A 24480-nucleotide genomic window follows, 5' to 3' on the forward strand; every position below is an offset into this window, starting at 1 on the left:
CGATCCTCACTTGCAATTGACAACGACAACAATCTCTGTTCCTTGCCCAGGTTGGCTCTCAACCCGCAATTGCGCTCCGATGCGCTCTGCCCGTTCGCTCATGCCCAACAATCCAAATCTGCCAATCGGTGGCACGCTACCAACTCCAAAACCCCGTCCATCGTCTATGACTCGCAAGCAGCACTGTGCATCGTCATATACCAACTCAATCCAAATAACGCTTGCACGAGCATATTTAATCGCATTGGTCAGTGCTTCTTGTCCGATCCGCAGTAAGTTATTTTCTACCTCGGCGGGTAACCCATAGGCTACACCCTGAATTTGGTAAATCAGAGCAGTATCGGTAGCGGCTCTCATCTGGGCTACCAGAGCGATCGCAGTCGATAAATCGCCATCCTCTAACAACTGGGGACGAAGTGCTGTGACCGATCGCCGCGCCTCAGTCAGTCCGGTGCGTGCTAATTCCTCGATCGTGTCTAAATGCGCTTGGGTTGTTTCTGGATCGTCTGTTAGCACTTGAGTTGCCGCACCGACTTGGATCAGAATACCTGTAAACGCTTGGGCTAGTATATCGTGAATCTCGCGTGCCATGCGGTTGCGTTCTTCCAAAATCGAGGCTTCTTCGGCACGTTTGCGATCGTTAATGTCAACGTGGGTTCCCAACATCCGCGTGGGTTGACCTAATTCGTCCCAAGCAACAATTTTGCCAACAGAAAGAGTCCATTTCCACTGACCATCCTGGGTACGCTGGCGATACTCTGCTTGATAGCTGGGAATTTCTCCAGCAATGTAAGCACGGTAGGTTGCGACAACTGATTCTCTGTCGTCAGGGTGCAAACGAGCAATCCATTCGGAAATAGGCTCGTGGAATGTTGCTGGATCGTAGCCCAGCATTAAAGCGTATTCCGGGTTAACAATTCTTTCTTCAGTTCTTAAATCGAGATCGTAGAGTCCTTGATTTGCAGCGGTTAATGCTAAGCGTAGTCGTTCTTCACTCGTTTGTAGAGCGACTTCTGCTATGACGCGATCGCTAATATCTGCAATCACACCTTCCATGCATTCATCGGCAACATTCGGACGAGCAGAGTAAAGTGCCCAAAACAATGTTCCATCTCGTCTTCGCAACTGCACTTCAAAGTTTTGCAGTTTACCATCGCGGTTCAGCAATTCAACGGCTTTGTGGCGATCGCTGGGATTTACATAACAGTCTACAGCATGTAGAAGCCCAATCACCTCATCGGGTGAATCGAAGCCAAATAGATTCGCAAAGCGTTGATTCGCATCGAGAATTAATCCATCCGAGAGGCGGGCGCGGAAGATGCCGACCTGTGAGTTTTCAAAGATATTGCGGAACTTAGCTTCACTGCGCTGTAGGGCTGACTCTGCCTGTTTGCGATCGCTAATTTCCTGTTGCAGGGCTTGAGTTCGTTCTTCTACTTCGATCTCCAGTGTTTCAGAATAGTTTTCTAACCGCTCGTACAATCGAGCATTTTCCAGTGAAATAGCTGCCTGAGCAATCAACAGTTTGAGGACTTCCAGGCGATCGCTGGTAAACACTCCGGTACTAAGATTATTTTCCAGATAAAGAATTCCGATCTGTTTGCTTTGTTTGAAAATTGGCATACAGAGGAGCGATCGCGTCTGTTGGTGTTGAATATAGGGATCGGTCAAAAAAGACGGTTCGCTGAGTGCATCATCAAACACCAGAGTGTCTTGAGTGCGTTCTACCGAGTGAATGACGGAGATAGGAATTGTTGCACAGCTAGCAACAGCGATCTTTTTCAGGTCGCACTGTCTACTTCCGCTGCATTGAGCCACTACAGTGAGCCGATCGTCTTCCAGGAGAATCAGAGCGCCTGTTTCAGCTCCGGCATTTTCTATCACTACCTGCATCAACGTGCAATCAATTGATCGAGATGGATTATTTCTGAAAGGGCTTGAGCCGCTTTCATCACCGCAGCCAGATCGATCGCCGCAGTTGGATGACAGATCGTTTCATCGGTCACGATTGGATTCGATTGCCGAACCAGGTTGGTGTTGAGCAGTTGTGGATAGCGTTTTTCTAAATCTTTAACTTTAGCTATTGCGCCCCAGCGATCGTAGCAATAGTGCGCCTCTTTCATGTAGGTTCGGGCGATTTTATCTCTACCACGAGAGAGATAAAATTTGGCAGCTAGCTCATAGGCTAATGCTTCTTCTTGAATGAACTCATGCTCAGAAGCACCCGATATCGCTCGTTCATAAAACTCCTCTGCCTCAAGAAATTGCCCTGAGACTCGCGCTTTCTCTGCCTCGACCAGATGAAATTTATGTAGATAATTCATTGGGGCGTGAACTGCCCATTTTCGCATCTTTTCTTGGTTGGTGCTAACACAACTTAGCATCGCTTCTTTTTGGGAGCTTGAAGCCTCAACCAATAGGCTCAAAAGCACAAGAGAATCGTAGAAATTGAATATAGGTGCTGTTACCTCTTCAAAATACTGCCTTTCTAACACAGCAATTTGTGCAGCTCGCTCGTACTCCCCAAATAGATAACACAGTATAACTTTGTTTAAATAGAAGTAGTGAATTCCATTTTCATCTTTAACTGCAATAGCGTGCGATAGCGCTTGCTCTTCATCATATACACTACCCATTAAACGGCTGGGATTCTCAGACCTACCTAACAGATTAAGGATGGTCTGCCACAATATTGCAATCGAATTCGAGGAGATTTCCCGTCTGATTTGACCGATCGCTTTGCTGTAGGTTGCCGTTTTTTGTTCCAGTTGCGTGAGTGACTCACCAACAAAAAACGAGTGACAACATACAATAGATGCAGCATAGCCAGCGAATTCAAAGTCTCCGGTTTCTACTCCGTTTTGATATGCCTCAACCAGAATTGGTATTGTTTTCCTAAAATGTACCTTCCGGTGCATGACGTTAGCACTAAATATCGTTAATGCTTTGCTACTACCTTTTTTGGTCTTCAATCGTTCTGCCAAGCCCAGAGCCAATTTGCCAAATTTATAACCGAGTTCAATGTCTTGAACAACTTCACATAGAATAACTCCGTAGGAAGCATAACTCAGTGGTGACCAGGTAGCATTGCCGTAGTCGAGCGATAAATTTACCATTTTGCACACAATCAGTATCATTAGTGCTGGTGATACCATATTTGCAGCAACCACAATATTCGCTAGGATTGACATTGCTGCTAGCGGTTCTGGTGCGGTCATCTTTGGTAGATTAATTAAGTCTTCGATTTCTCGTCCAGCTAATAGTACAGCTGTTTTATTCAATTCTCTTTCAACATCTAACTGACTTGGAGTTTCTATTAAGGTTACTTCCAGGAGCTTCAACGCTTCCAGTCCAATTTTAAGAGCTTCTTTCAGGTTGCCCTGTGACAAATATCTTTGAATTGTGCTATCGTAAACCTGTACTTTGTCGATCGCTGTTTTGGCGCGATTGAGTACCACTTCTACGAAGTGTTCCATCTCATCAAAGCGACCTTGAAGGTATGCTGCCCCTGCTGCTTGGGAGTACAACGCTAAGGTGAGGTCATACTCACCCAGCCAACTCTCTGTATCTAGGAGTTTAAGCCCTGTATTGAAATACTTAAGAGCTGCTTCATAAGCTGTTGCTGTCTTGGCTTTCTGACCTGCGATTAAATTCAAGAAAGCAATTTCATTTCGTTGGGCGCGATCGCAGACAAGCTCAATTCCGCGATCGAGATGATCGACAATTTCAAACAGTCGCTCAGAAGGTTGCTGGAGTGAAGTTTTTTCGAGTAAATTGCGACCGATTTGGAGATGAACGACTTGTTTGTGCGACTCGTCAATTAAGGCATAAGCAGCTTGCTGGACGCGATCGTGCAAAAACTTATACTCTTGAACTAACAAGTTTTCATCTAATTCAGATAGAGGTTGAATTAATCCAGCATGTATTGCAGCTAGTAGAGCTTGGCGTAAATTCGGCTATGCTTGATAGGTTCTCCTGAATAAGTCAAGCGCCTTGCCGAAATCAGCCCCTAAACCTCTGACGTTAGATGAAACCGCACGTCAACAACTCAAACAATTAGTAGCTCGACATCGCACCCCCCAACAAATCGCCATGAGAGCCGAAATCATTCTGCTGGCAGACGAGGGATACAATCACAGGGAGATTGCCAGCAGGCTGAATATCAGTCGGGACATGGCAAGGTTATGGCGAGAACGATGGTTAACCTTAAGCGAGAAAGATTTGCCTGTAGAGGAACGGTTGCAGGATGCGGAACGTCCGGGAACCCCTGCAACATTTAGCCTGGAACAAATGCTGCAATTGTTTGCTTTAGCCTGTGACAAGCCAGAAACCTACGGGCGACCCATCAGTCATTGGACACCGAGAGAACTGGCAGATGAACTGGTCAAACAGGGAATTGTAGAGCGGATCTCGCCTCGGCATGTGGGACGATTATTAGAGGAAGCGACGCTCAAACCACATCAGTCCGGTTACTGGTTGAATCCCCCCCCGACCCTGCGTTCGACGACAAAGTCACCGTCATCTGCGATACCTACTTGAGTGCCTCAGAACGAGCCAAGGCAGGAGAACGAACCATTAGTATTGACGAAATGACCGGAATTCAAGCGCTGGAGCGGAAAGCCAAAAACCTGCCGATGCGACCAGGCAAGCGAGAACGACAGGAGTTTGAGTACATTCGCCACGGCACCCAAACCTTGATTGCTAGTTTCGATGTTGCCAGTGGACAAGTGATTCATCCAACCGTTGGAGAGACTCGCACCGAGGCAGACTATCTCACCCATATCCAACAAACCCTGGCAACGGCTGCCGATGCTTCCAAATGGCACCTAGTGATGGACTGCTTAAACATCCATCAATCAGAATCGTTAGTACGGTTTGTCGCTCAAGTTGAACAAATCACTGATGACCTGGGGATTAAAGGCAAGCAGGGCATTCTCAAATCCATGCACACTCGCGCTGCTTTTTTGAGTGATCCGACCCACCGAATTGTGTTTCACTTCACTCCCAAGCATTGTTCCTGGTTAAATCAGATTGAAATCTGGTTCAGTATCTTAGTACGGAAGCTACTCAGGCGAGCCAGTTTTACCACTCAAGCTGATTTGAAAGCGCGTATCCTTGAATTCATTACCTATTTCAACCATACGATGGCAAAACCATTCCAGTGGACATATAAAGGTAAGGCACTGGCTGCTTAACGGTAGGCGTATTTCCGCCAACCTCTACTAGTAAATTTAGAGAAATTGCTGGCGGCGATTTTTCACAAACAAGTGCAAGAGTATCTAGATCGAATTCTGCTCCAATACAAGCGGCTAAACGGAGAATTTGCTGTGTTTCTTGTGGCAGATTCTTTAACTGGAGCAGCAGCAACTCCACCACATTATCAGTTATATCTTGGGCTTCAATCTGGGCAATGTCCCACTGCCAGCATAAGCGATCTGCATCAAAAGTCAGCAGATTTTCGCCCTTAAGCATTCGCAAAAATTCACATGAGAAGAAAGGGTTGCCCTCGGTTTTACGTAACACTAATTGGGTGAGGGGACGCACGGTGTCAACATTGTGATGTAGCGTCTCGGCAATCAATTGACTTAACGGTTCGGGCGTTAAGGGTGCTAAAGTCATCTCCTGAAGCACTACCTCTTGTTTTCGCAGTTCTAAGAGCGTCAATCTTAGTGGATGCGTTGGAGTCACTTCATTATCTCGATAGGCTCCAATCAAAAATAGATATTGGGCTTGCTTGTCGAGTAATATTAACTCAATTAACTTGAGTGTAGCTGAGTCGATCCACTGTAAATCGTCTAAGAAGATGACCAAGGGATGTTCTTTTGAGCAAAACACCCGCACAAAATTTTGAAAGACGAGATGGAAGCGATTTTGAGCTTCAGTTGCTTCAACTTGGGCTACGGGTGGCTGCTTGCCAATAATTAGCTCAACTTCAGGGATAACATTAACGATCAGTTGTCCGTTGTTTCCCAATGCTGCGAGCAAACGCGATCGCCACTGTTGTATTTGCTCATCTGGTTCCCCCAGTAGTTGCTGCACTAGTTTTTTTAGGGCATCGGCGATCGCACTGTAGGGAATATTGCGCCCCAATTGGTCAAACTTACCCCAAATAAAATAGCCGTGTTTTGCCGTGATGGGTTTATAGAGTTCCTGCACTAATGCTGATTTGCCTACTCCCGCGTAACCAGAAACCAGCATCATTTCGACGTTGAATCGTTGAGAATTTTCTTCATTTCCCTTTCCGGCTACTCTGTCAAACGCCGCTAATAATTCTCTAATCTGGGCTTCTCGTCCGTACAGTTTTTGGGGAATGTAAAACTGCTCCGAAATATCTTGAAGACCTAATTCGATGCGCTCGGTTTGACCGCTTTGAGCAAATTGGCGATCGCACATTTCTAAATCTGCTTTAATTCCCCAGGCACTCCCATAGCGATCTTGGGCATTTTTCGCCATCAATTTCATGATGATGTCTGAAACTGGTTTGGGGATCGCTGCATTCAATTCGTGAGGGGGAATAGGCGATTTGGCAATATGGCAATGAACTAGCTCTAGTATGTCTGTTGTCGGGAACGGTAGTTGTCCGGTGAGCAGTTGGTAGAATGTTACGCCGAGCGAGTAAAAATCGGTGCGGTAATCGAGGAAACGATTCATCCGCCCCGTTTGCTCAGGAGAAATGTAGGCAAGCGTACCTTCTAAGCCATGAAGACTTTTGAAGCTGGGATTTGTGCGGTTAAATTGGGTGGCAATGCCGAAATCAATGATTTTCACCACGCCCTTATCTGGATTGAAGACGATGTTGCCAGGATTGATATCTTTGTGGATGACATTAGCGTGATGAATTCTGCCCAGAATCTCTGTAATGTCAATGGCCAATCGGAAGAAATTGGATAAGGGCATCGGGCAGAATTCTTCTGGACACTGCTGCATCCACCTTTCGATAGATTCTCCTCCAAAATCTTCTAAAAGAATTGCGAGCGTGCGTTGATAGTTTTGCTGGCTGTATGCCTTAACTACGCCTGAGAGCTTGAGGGAACGGGTAATTTCATATTCCTGAGCGTAGCGAGTTAATTCCCCAGCAGAGGGATAATCTTGCTTGAGAACTTTAGCGACAACTGCACAATTATCCTGCTCTCTAATCCCCCGATAGACTAGAGTTGCCGAACTTTCATAGATTTTGCTTAAGATGGCAACTCCAGGTAGGGTAATCATTCAACTCTCTCCCGATGAGTGTCATCAGCCATATCACAAAGTATATCGTCTGCCCAACTCCAAGAGATTAAACAATTTAACAAAGATCGCGATTTAACGCTCAAAGCGAGAATGTTTATCTTTCAAAGTTTTCACCTCATCTGACTCGAAAATACACCCCACAGTTAACCTGCTGTTACAGTTGCTTGGGGTTGAAGTGAGACCTGGTAGCCCAGTCTTTCTAATCGCTTCACCAAAGATTTGGTTGCTGCCTCTGGACGCTGCTGGTCAAAGTAATTCGCTCCCAAATCTCGATAAGGCTCATTGCGTTTGATCAAATGGTAGGCAATCACCAGAATGGAATGAGCAACTGCCACTGCTGCTCGTTTCCTCCCACGTCGTGGGGTTAAACGTCGAAACTGGGCTGCAAGGTAGGTTTTGGTCTGGGTCAAAGCATGAGCTGCTTGTACCAATGCTGCGCGCAGCACTCGGTTGCCGCGCCGCGTTTTACTAGAAAGTCGCTTTTCCGCACTCTCATAATTCCCTGGAGCAAGTCCTGCCCAAGCAGCTAGATGATTGGCAGTGGGGAAGCGATTCATGTCAATGCCGATTTCTGAGACAATGATTTCAGCAGTCTGCCTTGCCACTCCAGGAATGGTATCTAGTAGTTGTACTGCCGCCTCAAACGGGCGACAGAATGCAACAAGTCTCTTGATTAAAGCGCTCAGTCGTCTCATCAATGCCATCAATGTGACATAGCAGTTCTGCCAGAATGAAGCGATGATGCGAGCGCACTCGTCCTTCTAGAGCTTGCTTTAACTGTTCTTGCTTATTTCGTAGCCGCCCAATAGTAAGCTCTGCCATCACCTCTGAGTTCGCTTCTCCGCCCACGATTGCCTTGAGCATTGCACGTCCTGATGTACCCATGACATCGGAAGCCACACAACCAAGCTTGATGTTGGCTGCCTCCAATACCTTCTGCAATCGGTTTCCCAAATTGACTCGCTCACGAATAAAGTTGGCACTTCGGACGCACTAAATCTCGCAAGTCTCGCTGCTCCACTGAGGGAATAAAACTGGCACGCACAAGTCCATGCTGTAGCAGCTCAGCAATCCACGCTCGCTTCCTTGATATCTGTTTTGCGCCCTGGTACATTCTTGATGTGAGCAGCATTGACCAGTATCACCTCGAAGTTTGCTATCCATTATGTTAAACACAGGTCGCCAATACTCACCTGTGCTCTCCATTGCTACATGACTACAACTACGCTGCGTTAACCAGTCCGATAACCGCAGTAAGTCACAAGTCATGGTACTAAAGGTTTCAATCTCTTTGTGCCAACCCCCTTTGTGATTAGTGGGACTTTAAAACTTTCTAAGCCCAAATATAGCCGAACTTAGCTCTGTGAGAGGCAAATACATCAACATGCTCATTAAGCCAGCGGACCAAACGAAACTCGACTGCGGTGCGGAATGCCTCCAATGCTTCGGCAAAGGTTTGTAAGGGTTTGGTTGCCCAACGTCTGCGGAATCCGCCGGTCAACTGATGCCAAAGGATGAAGGTGTAAGCGATGAACACTAAAACCCAATGACGCTTCATACTCAGAGCATCCCGAACTTGATACTCACTCAAACCCAACCAGCCCTTGGCTTCTCGATAGAAGACCTCCACCCAGTTGCGAGCAGAATATGTTTGAGCTACCCAAGCCGCACTGACTTGGTTGTCAGAGGCATTGGTGAGAAAGTAATCCACCTCCGTCGCTTGCTCGAAACTAGAGGCATTGAGTTGAATCGCCAGCCAGCGAGTGCCTTCGAGCTTCGGAACGTGAACTGGTAACAGCGCCACCCAAACTGTCCGGGGCTGCTCCAGATTGAGTTGCACAGGTGTGAACTGCTCCACTGCCAAGGTTTGAGCAATAGCTTCTAATCCCTGCTTACGAGCAGACTCATCACCTGATGTTTGAGCAGTAACTTGGCGGTTTTTGGCGATTGCTGCCACGTAAGTTAGGTTTCTCGACTCCAACTGCTTGAGAAAAGGCGTGTTATTACCGTAGCCTGCATCAATTACAGTCACACCCGGTCGATAACCGCGCTTCAAGCATTGGTCAACCAAGTCTAGAGCCAGGTCAGGTTTTTTCTGGAAGTTGGGGTCTGCCTTGCCTTGCTCGAATAAACTTGCGTGTTGATAGAGTGCAACATCTAACGGCAGACGTCGCACTCCATCATACAAGTAGGTAGTCAGCAGCACAATACCATTGTCAGTCTTGCCAATCTCCCCAATGTACTGCCGTCCTACCCCATCAGTAGCCGCACCACTTTTGCGATGTCCCGAATCATCTACAATCAATGTGAAACCTTGACTCGGGGTCGTCTGGCGACACTGGTGCATCACCTCCAACCGCCGATTATTTAGCTTGACTTCATCCCAAGGGGCATTGTTGAGAAAATGTCTGAGGCTGTTGTAGGAGCCATCTACTGTATTTGTGACCAGTTGGCTCAGGTTTTTGCGCTGACTCTCACCCAGCAGTCCCCCTAGATAAACACGAAATTCCTGCCGCTGCTTCTGACGCGAAAATACATCATCAAACCGACGACACCAGTTCTCAAAGCACTGCGGCATCGCTGCTGGTACTTGATCTTTCACCTTACGTTGCTCCTGTCGAGACTGACGTAAAACGCAACTCCTACCCGCATTCTAGCTCAATTTGCTCCATCTTTCTTACAAAGTCCCACTAATGCCGTTTTCTGATTGGTGCATACTTGTACCTCAAGAAAAGAACCAGACGGACACGCAGCACTCGCAGCAAAGTTTATCGCCTACGATCTACCGTAAAGCTGGCGAGCGCAAAGTCATTCCATTCAAAGCTAACGATCCCAGCCAATCAAACTCAGACACCTGTGTATCTGCTTTACAGGTAAATGAAATACACACCCAGCAGGAGGCAGAAGTACCCTTACAGGGTACTTCTGCTCTCCCTGCTAACAAAGCAGTAAACGAAATTGACCTGTCAAATTCCGCTACGGGTTCGCTGTCAGAAAAACTAGCAGCAGCAAGATTGCGAGGATGGCGCGATACCGGAACTTGGTGGAACGATTTAGGAGAGCAGATGGTGACGGTAAATCGTTTCGTGGTTCGAGCAACCGAGTTCATGCAGCGCTCGCTCGGTAGCTTCGATGTTGGGCGACAGGTGTGTGAATCGGGATTGAGAATGTGTCGAGAGCAAATTGAGAAAATCAAGCAGAAAAAGCATCAACAACTGTGCGATCGGGTAATAGCGATCGCAAGAGTAGGCAACTCCTTAGAGCAGGAATTTTGCTATGGATAGTAATACTGTGAGCAGCACGGATGTTGCTAGTTGCAATTTCCAAATCGGCGCTCGCGTGATAGTTGCGGTTCATCCGCTGTTGGCTGGGATGTCAGGTGAAATTACGGCGCTGCCTTCTTTTGACGCAGGCATCGTAGCACTAGATGGTGGTGAAAGAGAAAGAATACCGCTTAAGTGTTTGAAATTGATTCGACAAACACCAAATGAGATAGAGGAAATAGTTGCTCTGGAGACTTCCGACAACTCAATCAAGCTTTCCACAAATCGTTTAATGTCAAACGATGTGACATTTGGAACATCGTTTAATATTGAAGTATTATCGTCGGCTCCGATGACAGCAGAAGAAGCCAGAGCGACAATTGAGCAGATCAATCAGTTGTGCAATCAAATTCGAGCATTGCTAGTGGAGCTAGAGGCAAGAGAGGGCTACCTAGCCTTGGGGTTTAGCAGCATGGCGCAACTGATGAACTCAAGCTTGTTTGTCAAAGCACGTTCCACTCTACAGAAAGAGTTGCTTGCAGGCAGAATCGAAACTCAATATTTACACGTTCCAGTGGGAACATTTAGCGAATCGCATCTACGCCCGCTCTCTAAACTCAAGCCGGAGTACTACACAGAGGCGCTGTCCCAAGCAACCCAGAGTGCAGGCGATCGCCCGATGACTGCTCGTGACGTAAGTGCTGCGGTGGCAACGATGCTACTAACTGATAAAAATGCAGCAAAACGCAGTATTGTGGATGCGGTCAAGGAACGCACTTATGTTCCTCTGTGCGATCGCAGCTCTTGTCGGGTTGAAGATGCGATCGTTGTTCGGGGATTTAAAAACGCAGACTTACGACCCTACGATGGTTATTGGGGGATCGTTCAACATATTGGCAACAATTGCTTTCACATATATATTAGCCTCAAAGGTGAAACGATCCAGTGTCGAGAAGAAGAAGTGGAACAGATAGACATGACTGATGGCGATGCTCGCGAAGCGAACCGCCTTCGGCATCGCATTACTTTATTGTCAGTTTCATCGCGAATTAGCAACTTGTTGAAAGCCGAGTTGGAAGCAGTAGATTATGCGATTTTAGAGACGATTCAGCGGTCGTTATATTTGACACCAAGGCAGTTGAGGTATCTAGAAGTGATGGAGAAAGATTATGGTGTGAGTCAGTGAAGGGCGATTGCACGCGGTCAACTACCGATGAATTAGGGGGGAGAAATTGGGGGAAGAGGAGCAGTCGAGCGCAATTTCCTTCCTAGACGGCTACTGGGATTCTGCTGAAGAATCCTACTGGGATTGACAACCGCTCGTCGGCATAGCACAACCGTTGCCTGCGCCAATTAGTAATCAGCCGCTTGAGTTCCGAGTAACTTGTCCCAAAAGGTGAAGTAGAGTCCATAGTGTACCCGATACTTGCGATGATGCAACGAGTGATGTGTTGAACCAATCAACCACCTTCCCAGCCATTGGCTCACCTTGGATCTGCCAAATAGCTCAAATCCAAGGTGAGTGATCGTTGCCCAGATTGTCATTGTCATCAGTATGGCAATTAAGGTAATCCAGTGAAGTGGAATTAAGAAGACTACACCGACTAAGAACAGCGCGTGTACTAAAGCTTCTGGCAAGTCAAAGGCGAAGGATGTCCACGGTGTTGGCTGTCGCGACCGATGGTGACCGTGATGCAGCCATCTGAAGAGCTTGGGGTGATGAAATGCGCGATGAGCAAAGTAAAAGTATGCATCCTGGAGCAGCAGAACGGCAACAAAACTGACCCCTACATACCACAGTCCATACTCGTGTAGAGAAACATACAATAGCGTTGCTCCCGACTCGTACCCTAATACAGTTGCGACAGCGCCGAGCGCAAACACTGCTGCCGAGAGTACGGACAGTTCGATATCCTGACGAATTAATGGCAGCATTACCAAATTCTGCTGCCAGCTACCCCGAATCAAAGGCTTTCTTACAACCGAATAGCAAAACCAGTACGCTCCGCCAGCAGTCAGGAAGTATCGCAGTAGAATCATCCCGAAAAATCCCGACCAGCAGAACCAGAGCTTTGGTAAAATCAAGCAAAAATTTGGCATGAAACTAGCTGTTGTACGGCTTGAAGCTTAACAAGCCTAATGACTTCTCTCCTCTATCGCAAGCAGTGTGAGTCGTGCTTCGAGCAGTTTAAAAAGACGGTTGGAAGTAGAACCGAGCAGAGCAAGTAACTGTGAGGACGTTAGAACGTTTTTTCCGTAAAGTATTGAAGCCAAGGCAGACCCAATAATCGCCGCGCCGGATTACGGTGGATAAAAATGTAGTCGCTCCAAAAGCCATCGAGACTTTGAAAGCAGATGAAATGCTAGAAGAGGCAACACAGTTGCGGCAAAAGAAATACTTGAACAATATCATTGAACAAGATCGTTGACTGATAACGCGATTAGTGAATGCAGGCATGGAAAACAAAATCGGTAATGTTATCGATTTGTGGATAGACTAAGAGTAAAGGAGCAAAATCTAGGAGTAGGCTAGTTTAGTATGACAGTTTTAGTGGCGGTTCGTTGTCCCCATTGCCAAAGTAGTGAAGTAGTTAGGCATGGAAAATCAACTAATGGCAAGCAACGCTTCCGTTGTCTGGAACCAGAATGCCCATATCAGACTTTTAGCTTGAACTCTGCTTACCCTGGACGGAACCGAGAAGTAAAGCAGCAAATAGTGGAGATGACACTCAATGGGAGTGGAGTAAGAGATATTGCCAGGGTTTTGCGTATCAGCACCTCAACAGTTATTCGGGAATTAAAAAAAACTCGCTTACCTCAAACCCGTTAACCAAAAGCTATTAAGCCAACTCCAGCCAGAGCAAGTCGAGGTAATATTTGAAAAAGTAGAAGTTGAATCAGAACTTGGGATTGAGGAATCCGAGCTAGATGAAATGTGGAGTTATGTAGGCAAGAAAACTAATCCCAGATGGTTATGGCATGCAATTGACCGCCGAACTGGTCAGGTCTTAGCGTATGTATTCGGTAGGCGTAAGGATGAAGTGTTTCTTCAACTCAAAAGGCTACTTGAACCCTTTGGTATCAAAAAGTTCTGTACTGATGCATGGGGTGCCTACCAAAGACATCTACCAGCACAAATGCATGAAGTGGGTAAACGGAAGACTCAAAGGATTGAGCGCAAACATCTTCGACTCAGAACTAGAATCAAGCGACTTGCGCGTAGGACTATTTGTTTTTCCAAATCTGAGGAGATGCACGATTTAGTGATTGGTCTATTCATCAATTGCTATGAGTTTGGACTACCAATTTAGGGACAAACAACAAATTGACAACATCACCGAGCCGCATTTTAGCTCCAGGTGGAAATGCATAGTCGCAGATAAACAACACCTTGCCGTAGATGTACATCGTGAAGCCTGGTGAGTGTCCGCCAATATGAAACGCTTCGATGCCATGCTCGGTGAAGTCACCATCAAATGCGCGATCGACTAGAAATGGTTTAGCAATTGAAATCTCGGCATCAAGCGCGTGCAGATAGACTTTTGCATTCCATAACTCGCGATACTGGTTGGATGCACCCAAAAAATCTTTATGAGTGAAGTAGATCGCCTCGACTGGTTCCAAGTCTCGATTGAATGCGGATGGACAATCAATCCAGACAGCACCATCCTCAGTTTCAACGTGATAAGCAGCATGTTCTAGACCAAGAACCGCCGTTTTCATGAATCATGCGCTCATTGGAGAAAATGTAGCGGTGCAGAATCCTGTCTCACTCCAAACCATAGAGGTTGAACCGTTGAGCAGAGCTAGCAGCAAACAAATTTGCCCAATTATTCTATTTTTAGGAATTTGGCAAACGACACGAACAATATACTTTATGATACAAGTGATGACACTCATCGGCAGAGAGTTGTATGATTGCCCTACCTGGAGTCGCCATCGATAGCAAAATCTATGAGAGTGCGGCATCTGTTGTATATCGGGGCATCAGAGAGCAAGACGGGCAGGCGATCGTTGTCAAACTGCTCAAGCAAGATTACCCCTCTCCCCAGGAATTAACCCGCTATAGACAGGAATATGAAATTACGCGTTTCCTGAATCTTCCAGGAGTTGTCAAGGCATACAGCCAACAAAACTATCAACGCACGCTCGCTATTATCTTAGAAGATTTTGGAGGAGAATCTATCGAGAGATGGATGCAGCAGCGTCCAGAAAGATTCTGCCCCATGCCCTTAGCCAATTTCTTTCGATTAGCCATTGACATTACAGAGATTCTGGGCAGAATTCATCACGCTAATGTCATCCACAAAGATATCAATCCTGGCAACATCGTCCTTAATCCGAATACTGGCGTTGTCAAAATAATTGATTTCGGTATTGCCACCCAGTTTAATCGCACAAATCCCAGCTTCAAAAGTCTTCATGTATTAGAAGGTACGCTTGCCTACATTTCTCCTGAGCAAACGGGGCGGATGAATCGTTTCCTCGATTACCGCACCGATTTTTACTCGCTCGGCGTAACATTCTACCAACTGCTCACCGGACAACTACCGTTCCCGACAACAGACATACTAGAGCGTGTTATGCACTTTGCCTTACCAAATCTACAAATCGCCTGAGCATTATGACGGCAAAGGCAACAAAATGAAAACCAACTAATGTCTGTGCTAAACGTTCATAATCTCTTGTTAAGCGCCGAAAGCGCCCAGTCCACGCAAAACTTCGCTCCACTACCCACCTGCGAGGAAGTAAAACAAATCCCTTCTTGGCTTCTGGTAGTTTGACGACTTCCAATTGGATACCTTCTACGGCAGCCTCCTGAGCGGCTTGTTCTCCGGTATACCCTTGATCCACAAAGGCAATTTCCACCGTCTCACCAGTAATTTCTTGCACTTGTTGAGCAAGTTCCTGTACCTGGGAGCGGTCTTGTTCGTTCGCAGGGGTCACTACCAGTCCTAACAAATGTCCCAGAGTATCAACTGCAACATGTACCTTGCTGCCCTTCTTGCGTTTACCACCGTCATACCCAGCTCGTCCTCCACTTTCAGGGGTTGACTGTAGGGTGCGACTGTCGAGAATCACCGCAGTTGGGGTCTCCTTGCGTCCGGCAGCCAACCGCAGTAGTGTTCGGAGGTCGTCTACAATTGCCTCAAATACTCCTGCATCAATCCACCGTTGAGTTTGCTGATAAACTGCTGCCCAAGGCGGAAGGTCATGCGGCATCATGCGCCAAGAGGCACCAGAGCGAACCAGCCAACGCAACCCGTTAAACACTTCCCTGAGACTATGTTCTCGTTGCGGTGCTTCTTCGCTCATCAAAGTAAGATAAGGGGCAACAAATGTCCACTCGTCATCACTGACATCAGTAGGATATGCTTTTCTTTCCATATTCCTACTCTAGCGATCCTAAAAGTTCATAACACCCTCTAGGGATAAGACAAGAAATTTCTTTGCGGTTGCGCTTGCCGCACTCCGGTTGATTTATTGTATGGTTACTGCTCGCTTATCCGTCAGCCAAAGTCACTGTGGAACTTCGTAAACTTTTTAGAGCTAGCGCTTTCTGCTAATATTTTAGAAGAAAACTTAGATTTAATCAAATTCTTTTCAAATACGTTAAGTTTTTCTATAAAAAGAATAAATTATCTAGCAACTCGTCTGCACCACTAGGCGCAGAATCTATTTGATTTAACCATCGCAGCGCGGCTTCATGATAAGAGAGGGGAAGAGAATCCGTTTTGATAATCGCCTCCGCAATCGTCTTTAGGCTACCGGCTAAAGACCGAATATTTTCTACGCATAGCTGTCGGCTCGTGCGGCAATAGCTGACCAGAGCTATATCTTTGGCATCAACCATCGACAACTTATCTTCTTCTTCTCGGAGTCGCCATTGAGTAACGTTAGGTGCAACTCGACTCAGTTTGAGCCACTGCTGCACTCGCTCTAGCACCTTCGGTTCGAGTTCTTTCCTAATCGTTCTTTCCTTGAGCCGCTTATACGAAATAGTTTTTGTAGTTTTTGTTTTTACCGCTGGTGCTTGGGGGGGTTGTGGTTCGTTTGTAGGAAGAACTTTTTTCGCGCTCGCGGGGCGTTCTGGTGCTTGAGTAACACCCAAGTCTTCTTTGACAACCATTGTCGCCACTGCTTCAACTAGCGTGTCGCTCAAGCTCTGTGTTGCTTCTCGCTCGACATCTGGATCGTTCTCCACGATTCCCAAACACTGAATCTCGACCGGCGCAATCAACGTTTCTTCTAGCTCGGCTCTAGGTGCTGTTGGCATCGAGCGGCTGGCATCGTAATAAAGATAGCTCTCGATCGAACGAGTTGGAGTCAGATAGAGGATTTTCAAAAAAACTTGCTCTTGTTCGCGATGAAATCCCAGCCCGACTAATGTACTGACAGTTTTGGTTTTTCGATCGACAATTCGATACTTGACGTGAGGTAAAAAATAGGCAGGACCCATGTACTTATTTTCTCTACTTGCACTCCATCCGACAATCCAAGCATATATGTTATTAATAATTTTATTGGCTCTTTTGGAAAAGCGGGGTTGAACTCGATACTCTATCTTAATTGCATTCCGATCTTCTTCTAATAACTTATCAGTAGTAACTTTTTCTAGATCCTCGCTCAACGCCAGCGCGTAGTCAGCTTTCAGATTTCCGATCAGCTTCGATATCAACACGTAGAGTTCTCTGGGGGTCAGCTTTTCTGCTTCTTCTACAAGTTGAGCAACTGTTTTCCTATCTAGCTTCCCTACCATACTTTTAGATTTGATTTGACGATTTTAATAGCTAGAAACTAGCGATGCTCGAACTAGTTACGCAAAGCGCGCGACTAACAGTAGAGCGAATCCAAGTTTGCTTCTTCACCCAGGTGCGACATTCGTGGTTCGAGATCCCGCGCTCAAAAGGATTATCCTTTTAAGACCCGATCCCTGTCTGGATATAACTTTGCTTAGTATAGCGGCTTGTTGCCCGAGCGGTAAAGAATACTGTCACCCAATTATATCGTAACTTCAGTCTATCCGCCAGCAATATAAAGTCAAACAATCTAAGAGGGGGTCTGCCAAATTATTAAATACCTGCAATTTGATCGCCAGCATACTTCCATCGACACAAATCAGCCGACATTGAATCTTTTGCCCGTCGAGCAAATTATCTCGGTCGTACATAATTACCTGGGCTAGACTGCTTCGCTCGTCGAAATGGACTAGATCGATCATATTTATTCCTTTTAATTCATTCAAACCGTACCCGAAAATGACCGAAACGGATGGCGTATAGTACGTAATATCACCATTCAGGTCGAGAGTGAAAATCGCGAGATCGCTCTGTCCTAATAATCGGTCTAACTTGTCAATCCGCTGTCTCTGAGCTAATGTCTCCCGGTAAATGTGAGTGCGGTTGACGATCGTGCCGAATGCTCTTCTATGCTGTTTATCAAGTTCGATAAACATAGCAATATGATATGGTTCTTTGTCTGACCATTGGTTGGTGCAAAGCCGCAGATCTATTCTTTTCTTTCCCAGGTTTTTTTCTCTTGTCTCTATTAAATCATCTAGGCTGTCTCGGAAGCGATCGCGATCTTCTGGGTGGATGAGATTGACAAAATCAGTCAAAGTTCTCGGTAGTAAAGCCTCCCCAATTGCGAATAGACGCACGCACTCTTCCGATAACGTCACTGCATCTGTGGCAATGTCTCAATGCCAAATTCCGACTTTTGCCGTTTCCAAAGCCAGTCGCTTTTCTTCTTTCTCGCGGCACACAGTCGCGTTTTTCTGTTTCAGCCTCCTTTTCCACTGCCGTTCCCGCTCGATGTAATCGAGCAGAATCACTGAAATCGTTCCCCAGAGGAGGGTGCCAAGAGCGGGGACTACTGGTAGCCAATAGCCTTGTTGCACGAAAGCTAGATATGTCGTGCCTACGAGGAGCAAACCAAGCAGCAAGCAAAAGAACAATGCTAGCGCTAAGAATGTCAGTCTTTTGGATTCGTTGACTCGCGTGCGGCGACGCTGCCAAGTGACGAGCGCCGCGATCGCACCCCAGCTCAGAATAAAAAGGTACTCGAAGGGGTCCGACCAAGTTTGAATCAGGGGTCTGCCGTCGAGCGTGGAGGCAAGAACTTGGCTAGCTATATTCGCTTGGATTTCTACTCCTGGAACTTGTCGTGGGAACCCTCCTAGCTCCCTGCTATGAGGCGTAAAGAAAAAATCCTTCTTGCTTTCGGCTGTAGGTCCGATCAACACGATGCGATCGCGGAACAGATTTGCCCCAACCCGATTTTGAAGCACGTCGGTGACGGAGACGACAGGGAAACTATTCGGGGAGCGGAAGTCGAGCAAGATTTGGTTGCCACCCGCGTCAGCACCCACGTATCCACCATCATTTTCGGTAAACCGTCGAAACGTAGTTCGACCCAAAATGACATTACTCTCGCTGTCGAACTTTAATTTGATTTGGCTTTTACGCAAGTATTTCAATGCGACTGATAAGCCCAAGCTAGTTAAGTGCCGATTGGTCTGACTTGTAATAATTAACATTCCCCGCCTGACGACCTTATCGCCGTCTTCGATCAGATCGACCGATGCGACTCGACCTAACTTCAGTAGCGTTGGTGGTGGTAAAATCTCGGGATTTCCGACCTTCCAAACGCCAACGAGTTGTGGCGTAGATTGGAAGACTCGTTCTAGCTGTTTGTAACCAGTCAATACTCGATCGGCGATCGCTTCTTTGCTGCCGCTGGATTTAAAGCTTTCTGCTAATTCTTTGTAGCTCGGCGGTTCGGGCAAATCGCGATAGATGTCCAATCCGATCGCGCGTGGCTGTTGGGCGCGAATTTTCTCGATCAGCTCTGCCAACGTCCGATCGGACATTATCGGTTTCCCGAGCTTTTGAATGTCAGTTTCGCTGTAGCCGACGATAACTATCCGCCGCTCGATGGAGTCAGGGGGACGCAGCTTCACGTACCAATCATAGGCAGACCACTCCCAATATTGAAGCAATCCCAGCCCTCTCGCCATAATAATGACAAGCAGACCTCCCGAAATCAGGAGAAACGATCCGAGCGAGCTGCGAAAGTCATGTCGCTTTTGAAAGAGAATTGGGCTTTTCCCTGGCATTATTCTGGATTATCTCAGGACGATGATATTTTCTGAAACTCGATGCTTGGCCTGTTCCATAACTTCTGGACTAGTTCCGATCTGCTGTAGGAGATGTGCGAAAAAATTCGATTCAGACGACGGCTCGTTTCGAGCGGGTGAAATGGTGCTTTGATAGCTAGCGGCAAGCGCGTCGTACCATATCCCGGCTTTAGCATAAATTTTCGCTCGGTTGCCTGAATTTGCTTGCAGTTGCTTCTGTAAAGCTGGGGAAGCAGAGACGTACTTGAAATCGACTTGCACGTATGGATTTTTAGACGGGCGCTTGGAATTGCAAATAATTGAAAGCGTCAAGCGATATTCTTCCCCTTCTTGCAGCTTTAAAGGACGTTCTTTAGGAATCTCGAATTTTGTGATCCCTGGTTGCCCTAGTTTCAAACTTTTTTGTAGAGCGTACTTGGAGGATCTTTCAGTTGCACGACACTCAGAGCCAGCGGTACGTCCGCCTCAGAAACGTAAGCAAAAAAAGCAGGTGATTTTGTCGCAGTAGCGGCAACATGATCGTTGGGGACGAGCAGGTGAAATTGAGTACTATTGTAGCGAGGACAGCCGCTGCGAGAGCCAGAACCGCTGCTGCGTTGCGGGTGAGACGAACCTTGAGGGGGGACGACGTACCCTTCCACAATTTCGGCAGTGACAGGAGAGCCGTTTGGTGCTAGCATCCCAGGCAATGATGAATTTGTTATAGCAGCGAGCGATCCGATACACAGGCATCGAGCAACTGTGTAGGCGAGGATACGACGATCGGGTTCGTCGGTTGGTTTTTTCATCTGTTCAACCCTTATGAAAATCGCCGCGGACGCTAAACTTTAGCTGGCGGTGGGAGCTAGGATAAAGCTGACGCACTTTTTTCAGGCAACAAATTAGCAACGAATAGATATACTGCATTACAGACTACTTAGAAACAACTTGGATAAAGTATGTTTTTCTTTGGTACAGTCTTAAGTATCACTATTAACACATTCTCAAAATAAAATAAATACATGCCGCGACTGAAACTCAACAAATTTCTGAAGCTAAAGTCGCTAAGATTCTTCGGAGTTGGGCTTTTGCTGTGCCTGTTATTGAAAGCTGGGTCGCTGCCACTAGTAGAAGTAGCCAATGCAACAGATCCACCCGCTGCGGCAGTCAGTCCTGCTGTTTCAGAATCTAGTTGCGAGGGAGCCAGTTGGCACAAACAACTCGCATCGACGACCGATGAGTGGGACAAAGCTAAGATTTACGACCGATTGGGGGCACTATGCTACCGAGTCAATCGACATGGGGAGGCTATAAGCTGGTGGGACAAATCAGCCGCGATTTATCGCCGCTCGCAAAACTCGCGCTCGCAACAGCATTTCGCAAAAACCGCCCTCGACCAAGCTCAAGCATACCTCGCCATCGGGCAGTACGAGCGAGCGATTGCAAGAGCGCGGCAGGCGACGCGAGACGAACTGAAGCTGCCGCCGCAGGTTGCAGCTATTGCTTGGGGAACGCTTGCCAACGCCTACGCGAGGTCGGGCGACCTCAACGCTGCCCTCGCCAACTACGACAAGAGCTACGCGCTCACCTCAAAACACCATAATCGCGAGTATACTGCGACGATCGTCTCCAATCAGGTAGGGGTGCTGCTCGATCGCGCGGCACGACTAGAGGAGCGAGCGCGGCTAGCTGAGGCAGAAGGGGAAGAAGAATCAGCGGCTCTACTCGCACGCGCGGACAAAGACAGGCAAAATGCCGCAAACAAGGTAGCCCTCGCCCTCGCCCTGACTCAAAACTCGAAGGGACTAGTCGCGGCTAAGGCTTTGTTGAATGCGATCCAAGTCGAGCCGCGCTCGTCGCTGGAACGTTTCGGGCAAGTCAAGGAAATTTTGCAAAATCTCCCCGATTCTCGCACTAAAGCTGCTGCGTGGATCGATCTGGCTCAATTTGGCTCTGGCGAGCAACAGCTCGACGCGCTGTTTAGGGCGCTAGCAGTTGCCAAAAATCCCGGCGATCGTCGTACCGAATCGCTCGCGGCGGGGGAAATCGGCAGCTTTTACGAGCGCCAAAAAAACTTTGCTCGCGCCATGAAATTTACCCAACAAGCGCAGTTCGCCGCGCAAGCAGCCAGCGCGCTCGATAGCTTGTATCGTTGGCAGTGGCAGGCAGGGCGACTGTACGCGGCTACAGGGAACGAGCCAGAGGCGATTGCCGCATATAGGCAAGCCGTCAACTCCCTGTCTGGGATACGCGGCAAGTTAATTACTGCCGAGCGAGTCCGACAGTTCACCTTTCGAGAGCAAGTGGAACCCGTATACCGACAACTGCTGGCACTACTCTTGAAAGAAGGTAAAAACCAAGATCTACAATCGGCGCTAACAGTTGCCAAGTTACTGAAAATCGGGCAATTGCAAAACTTTTTTGGCGACGAATGCTTGGAACTAGCAGCGACCGAATCGGCGGTGGCACCGAAACCGGCGCTCGATACCGTAACGATAACTTCAGTACTTGCCGATCGCCCTTATACGATTTTACAATTCCCGGACGGGCGATTGAACAGCTACGCGATCGAGCTGAGCGTCGCGGACTTGACTGCAAAAGTTCAGCAGTGGCGTGGCTTGCTCGAAACAGTGGCGACCCAGGAGTACTTCCCAGTAGCGCGGGAAATGTACGACTTACTGATCCGTCCGCTAGAAAAAGACTTAGATACGGTTAAGCCCGCCAAGCTCGTTTTTGTCAACGATGGCGCGTTACGAACGATCCCGATGTCGGCACTCCACGATGGCAAACGGTTTTTGGTAGAAAAATACCCCATTGCTTACTCTCTCGGCTTGCAACCGGTGCGAGACGAGCACTTAGAGCGAGGTGAAGCGTTGATCTTCGGTCTATCCGAAGCCGTGCCACCGCTGCCAGCACTACCGTACGTAGTCCCAGAGACCCAATTCTTGCAGCAAATGCTCGACGGCAAAAATTTTCTCAACCGAGACTTTAACGCCAATACGCTCGCAGCGCAAGTCGCCCGCGAGCAGCAGCATTTAATCCTACATCTGGCAACGCACGGCGCGTTTTCCAATGCGGCTGGAAATAGTTTCATTCAGGCTCACGATCGGCGACTTTACCTGCCCCAATTTGAAAATATCTTGAGAACGGCACGGCAACCTTTGGAACTGCTGACTTTTAGCGCTTGCGAGACAGCAGCAGGCGACGATCGCGCCGTTTTAGGGTTGGCTGGACTTGCCGCTCGTAATGGAGTTAAAAATGTCGTTGCCACACTGTGGTCGGTGAACGATGCTGATATCGTACCCGCGATCAAAAATTTTTATCGCGCCTTCAAGACCGATATCCCAGTTGAAGAGGCGCTCCGGCAGGCTCAATTAGAGTCGATCCACAACCGCGTTCACCCTGCAACTTGGTCGGCTTTAATCCCGGTTAAAAGTTGATCCGTTCGAGTCAGGTTCTCGTCTCTCTCTGTACCGCTCTTTCAAGCGCTGTCTGCTGGATTCTTGTTCAGGTGACAGGGGATGTGCCGAAGGCACTTTTTGGGATGATTTTGACGAAGCATTCTCTCGAACAATCTTCGCTTCCAGTTGAGACGCAGTTGCGGCTAGTCGAGAGCGCAAAATCTCGGACTCGCGTACGTAGGAGCGCAAGTTACCAGCGGCGACGTAAATTACCAAGCAGTGTGCCGTACTGACTGTAGCTAGTATTGCTGGAACAACAGGAACCCACCAACCACCTAAAAACAGGGCGTAGCTGCCGATGGCTATGCCCGCCCCGCCGATGGCGGCGACTGCAAGGGCAACGTAAAGGAGTTTGGTAGCCGAACACTTCCTGCCACCGCGTCCCCACTGCCAGAGGGTCAAAGCTGCAATCGTGCTGCTGGCAATAATGCTAAAGCTTTCGAGCGCGTCATTCCAGACAAGAATATTAGAACGCCGATCGAAAGCGGTATCGAGAATTTGGCTGGCAAGATGAGCTTGGATTTCTACCCCAGAGGTTCGCACCGGTGAACCTCCTCCTCTGCGGCTTTTTGGCGTGAAGAAAGCATCGTTGAGACTGGGAGCTATGCCGCCAATCAACACGATGCGATCGCGAAAGAAGTTTTTGTCAACGCGATCGTGTAATACGTCTGTCAGGGAGACGGTCTTAAACCTGCCGACACCGCGAAAGTCGAGCAAGATTTGATATCCTCCGGCATCAGCGTTGACGTAGCCGCCATCACCCGACTCGAAGGGTTTAAAGGTCGTCGCACCCAAGCGTAGCGCTCCATCTTCTACCATTTGTGGTGCAACTCCACGGGAATGCAAGTAGATCAGTGCCACTGCTAAGCCTAGAGATTGAATATTTTGTCCGGGGATTGGAAATAAAATCGCGCGGCGCAAAACTCCATCGGCATCAAGCGCTACGTCGCTCGAACTACTCTGGTTGAGGGACTTGAGAGTAGCAGAAGGAGGGATAGTGGGAGACACGACTTTTTCAACTCCGATTAGATTGGGAGTCGAGCGCAAAATTCGTACTAATTTTTGCGAGCCTGGAGCAATAGAACGATTACGGTAAATGTCTAATCCAATGACTCTCGGGTGTTGGGCTTTGATTTTCTCGATTGCGGCAGCTAAGATCCAATCGTTTGTCGGCCAGCCCCCTAAATTTTCGATATCTCGTTCGGTCGCGCCGACGATCGCGATGCGTTCGTCAGTCATTGCTGAGGGACGGAGTTGAAAAGATAAATCGAGAGCAGCTAGCTCTAACGGCTGCATCCAGCCCAAAGCGCGAGCTGCCAGGATACTGAGCGAAACTACCGGGGCGACGACAATCGCCCCGTGCCATCGGCTCGCAACTTTCTTAAGGTTGATTTGCATGAGTAAGCGC

Annotated in this window: 16 protein-coding genes and 6 pseudogenes; 8 read left to right on the top strand and 14 right to left on the bottom strand. The window is 47.8% G+C overall.

Translation table 11 applies throughout. The annotated features are described in order from the left end of the window. Positions 1 to 6: 6 nt before the first annotated feature. A pseudogene (locus N4J56_RS41500) lies at positions 7 to 3938 on the bottom strand (PAS domain-containing protein); the annotation flags it as partial. Positions 3939 to 3993: 55 nt separating this feature from the next. Here N4J56_RS41500 and N4J56_RS33580 point away from each other — a divergent pair. Together N4J56_RS33580 and N4J56_RS33585 are read left to right on the top strand one after the other, a co-directional pair. After that, positions 3994 to 4539 carry a helix-turn-helix domain-containing protein gene (locus N4J56_RS33580; RefSeq protein ID WP_317109060.1) on the top strand — a complete coding sequence of 182 codons (546 nt, stop codon included), beginning with the start codon at positions 3994 to 3996 and terminating at the stop codon, positions 4537 to 4539. A gap of 50 nt (positions 4540 to 4589) precedes the next feature. Further along, positions 4590 to 5195 carry an IS630 family transposase gene (locus tag N4J56_RS33585; RefSeq protein WP_410500594.1) on the top strand — a complete coding sequence of 202 codons (606 nt, stop codon included), beginning with the start codon at positions 4590 to 4592 and terminating at the stop codon, positions 5193 to 5195. A 19-nt stretch (positions 5196 to 5214) separates the two neighbouring features. Here N4J56_RS33585 and N4J56_RS33590 read toward each other — a convergent pair. The 4 genes and pseudogenes from N4J56_RS33590 to N4J56_RS33605 form a co-directional block, all read right to left on the bottom strand. After that, positions 5215 to 7209: pseudogene (locus N4J56_RS33590) on the bottom strand (ATP-binding protein); the annotation flags it as partial. Between the two features lie 164 nt (positions 7210 to 7373). Next, a complete protein-coding gene (locus tag N4J56_RS33595; RefSeq protein ID WP_317111035.1) occupies positions 7374 to 7925 on the bottom strand; it encodes a transposase in 552 nt (183 codons plus the stop codon). Beyond that, on the bottom strand, positions 7870 to 8184 hold the full coding sequence (locus tag N4J56_RS33600; RefSeq protein ID WP_317111037.1) for a hypothetical protein: 315 nt from the start codon (positions 8182 to 8184) through the stop codon (positions 7870 to 7872). The genes N4J56_RS33595 and N4J56_RS33600 overlap by 56 nt, the downstream gene beginning before the upstream one ends. A 379-nt stretch (positions 8185 to 8563) precedes the next feature. Then, positions 8564 to 9832, bottom strand: coding sequence for an IS701 family transposase (locus N4J56_RS33605; RefSeq protein WP_317104593.1), 1269 nt, complete (start codon positions 9830 to 9832; stop codon positions 8564 to 8566). A 91-nt stretch (positions 9833 to 9923) separates the two neighbouring features. Here N4J56_RS33605 and N4J56_RS33610 point away from each other — a divergent pair, with 91 nt between their 5' ends. Together N4J56_RS33610 and N4J56_RS33615 are read left to right on the top strand one after the other, a co-directional pair. Beyond that, positions 9924 to 10514, top strand: coding sequence for a hypothetical protein (locus N4J56_RS33610; protein WP_317111038.1), 591 nt, complete (start codon positions 9924 to 9926; stop codon positions 10512 to 10514). Then, a complete protein-coding gene (locus tag N4J56_RS33615) occupies positions 10507 to 11679 on the top strand; it encodes a hypothetical protein (RefSeq protein ID WP_317111039.1) in 1173 nt (390 codons plus the stop codon). Before N4J56_RS33610 ends, N4J56_RS33615 begins: the two co-directional genes overlap by 8 nt. A 167-nt stretch (positions 11680 to 11846) precedes the next feature. On the opposite strand, the gene N4J56_RS33620 is transcribed toward N4J56_RS33615, so the two are convergent. After that, positions 11847 to 12593: a sterol desaturase family protein gene (locus tag N4J56_RS33620; protein WP_317111040.1), complete on the bottom strand. Its 747-nt coding sequence runs from the start codon at positions 12591 to 12593 to the stop codon at positions 11847 to 11849. A gap of 191 nt (positions 12594 to 12784) precedes the next feature. On the opposite strand from N4J56_RS33620, the pseudogene N4J56_RS41505 reads away from it, so the two are divergent. Both N4J56_RS41505 and N4J56_RS33625 read left to right on the top strand, forming a co-directional pair. Beyond that, positions 12785 to 12916: pseudogene (locus N4J56_RS41505) on the top strand (IS6 family transposase); the annotation flags it as partial. A 116-nt stretch (positions 12917 to 13032) separates the two neighbouring features. Next, positions 13033 to 13804, top strand: a pseudogene (locus tag N4J56_RS33625) (IS1 family transposase). A 31-nt stretch (positions 13805 to 13835) separates the two neighbouring features. Here N4J56_RS33625 and N4J56_RS33630 read toward each other — a convergent pair. Next, a pseudogene (locus N4J56_RS33630) lies at positions 13836 to 14201 on the bottom strand (MBL fold metallo-hydrolase); the annotation flags it as partial. 206 nt (positions 14202 to 14407) lie between these two features. Here N4J56_RS33630 and N4J56_RS33635 point away from each other — a divergent pair. Continuing rightward, positions 14408 to 15094: pseudogene (locus tag N4J56_RS33635) on the top strand (serine/threonine protein kinase); the annotation flags it as partial. On the opposite strand, the gene N4J56_RS33640 reads toward N4J56_RS33635, so the two are convergent. The 6 genes from N4J56_RS33640 to N4J56_RS33665 all read right to left on the bottom strand — a co-directional run bounded on the left by N4J56_RS33640 (position 15075) and on the right by N4J56_RS33665 (position 20420). Beyond that, positions 15075 to 15881 (bottom strand): IS5 family transposase, encoded by an 807-nt coding sequence (locus N4J56_RS33640; RefSeq protein ID WP_317104639.1) that lies wholly within the window; start codon positions 15879 to 15881, stop codon positions 15075 to 15077. The pseudogene N4J56_RS33635 and the gene N4J56_RS33640 overlap by 20 nt on opposite strands. 235 nt (positions 15882 to 16116) lie before the next feature. After that, positions 16117 to 17253, bottom strand: a complete 1137-nt coding sequence (locus tag N4J56_RS33645) for a hypothetical protein (protein WP_317111044.1) — start codon at positions 17251 to 17253, stop codon at positions 16117 to 16119. A gap of 255 nt (positions 17254 to 17508) precedes the next feature. Further along, positions 17509 to 18174 (bottom strand): PAS domain-containing protein, encoded by a 666-nt coding sequence (locus tag N4J56_RS33650; RefSeq protein ID WP_317111046.1) that lies wholly within the window; start codon positions 18172 to 18174, stop codon positions 17509 to 17511. Between the two features lie 18 nt (positions 18175 to 18192). Next, positions 18193 to 19611 (bottom strand): CHASE2 domain-containing protein, encoded by a 1419-nt coding sequence (locus tag N4J56_RS33655; RefSeq protein ID WP_317111048.1) that lies wholly within the window; start codon positions 19609 to 19611, stop codon positions 18193 to 18195. A 9-nt stretch (positions 19612 to 19620) separates the two neighbouring features. Further along, a complete protein-coding gene (locus tag N4J56_RS33660) occupies positions 19621 to 20028 on the bottom strand; it encodes a DUF928 domain-containing protein (protein WP_317111050.1) in 408 nt (135 codons plus the stop codon). Then, entirely contained in the window at positions 20025 to 20420 is a 396-nt protein-coding gene (locus N4J56_RS33665) for a hypothetical protein (protein WP_317111051.1), read from the bottom strand. The genes N4J56_RS33660 and N4J56_RS33665 overlap by 4 nt, the downstream gene beginning before the upstream one ends. A 279-nt stretch (positions 20421 to 20699) precedes the next feature. On the opposite strand from N4J56_RS33665, the gene N4J56_RS33670 reads away from it, so the two are divergent. Beyond that, positions 20700 to 23051: a CHAT domain-containing protein gene (locus N4J56_RS33670; protein WP_317111052.1), complete on the top strand. Its 2352-nt coding sequence runs from the start codon at positions 20700 to 20702 to the stop codon at positions 23049 to 23051. On the opposite strand, the gene N4J56_RS33675 is transcribed toward N4J56_RS33670, so the two are convergent. After that, positions 23031 to 24470: a CHASE2 domain-containing protein gene (locus N4J56_RS33675; RefSeq protein WP_317111053.1), complete on the bottom strand. Its 1440-nt coding sequence runs from the start codon at positions 24468 to 24470 to the stop codon at positions 23031 to 23033. The genes N4J56_RS33670 and N4J56_RS33675 overlap by 21 nt on opposite strands. Positions 24471 to 24480 lie beyond the last annotated feature (10 nt).

This window comes from Chroococcidiopsis sp. SAG 2025 (assembly GCF_032860985.1).
GTDB lineage: Bacteria > Cyanobacteriota > Cyanobacteriia > Cyanobacteriales > Chroococcidiopsidaceae > Chroococcidiopsis.

Excerpts from the sequence above, each read along its gene's own strand:
- N4J56_RS33585 (WP_410500594.1), top strand. The coding sequence starts at position 4,590 with ATGACCGGAATTCAAGCGCTGGAGCGGAAAGCCAAAAACCTGCCGATG.
- N4J56_RS33665 (WP_317111051.1), bottom strand. The coding sequence starts at position 20,420 with ATGAAAAAACCAACCGACGAACCCGATCGTCGTATCCTCGCCTACACA.
- N4J56_RS33610 (WP_317111038.1), top strand. The coding sequence starts at position 9,924 with ATGCCGTTTTCTGATTGGTGCATACTTGTACCTCAAGAAAAGAACCAG.
- N4J56_RS33595 (WP_317111035.1), bottom strand. The coding sequence starts at position 7,925 with ATGAGACGACTGAGCGCTTTAATCAAGAGACTTGTTGCATTCTGTCGC.
- N4J56_RS33675 (WP_317111053.1), bottom strand. The coding sequence starts at position 24,470 with ATGCAAATCAACCTTAAGAAAGTTGCGAGCCGATGGCACGGGGCGATT.
- N4J56_RS33615 (WP_317111039.1), top strand. The coding sequence starts at position 10,507 with ATGGATAGTAATACTGTGAGCAGCACGGATGTTGCTAGTTGCAATTTC.
- N4J56_RS33620 (WP_317111040.1), bottom strand. The coding sequence starts at position 12,593 with ATGCCAAATTTTTGCTTGATTTTACCAAAGCTCTGGTTCTGCTGGTCG.
- N4J56_RS33645 (WP_317111044.1), bottom strand. The coding sequence starts at position 17,253 with ATGGTAGGGAAGCTAGATAGGAAAACAGTTGCTCAACTTGTAGAAGAA.
- N4J56_RS33640 (WP_317104639.1), bottom strand. The coding sequence starts at position 15,881 with ATGGAAAGAAAAGCATATCCTACTGATGTCAGTGATGACGAGTGGACA.
- N4J56_RS33655 (WP_317111048.1), bottom strand. The coding sequence starts at position 19,611 with ATGCCAGGGAAAAGCCCAATTCTCTTTCAAAAGCGACATGACTTTCGC.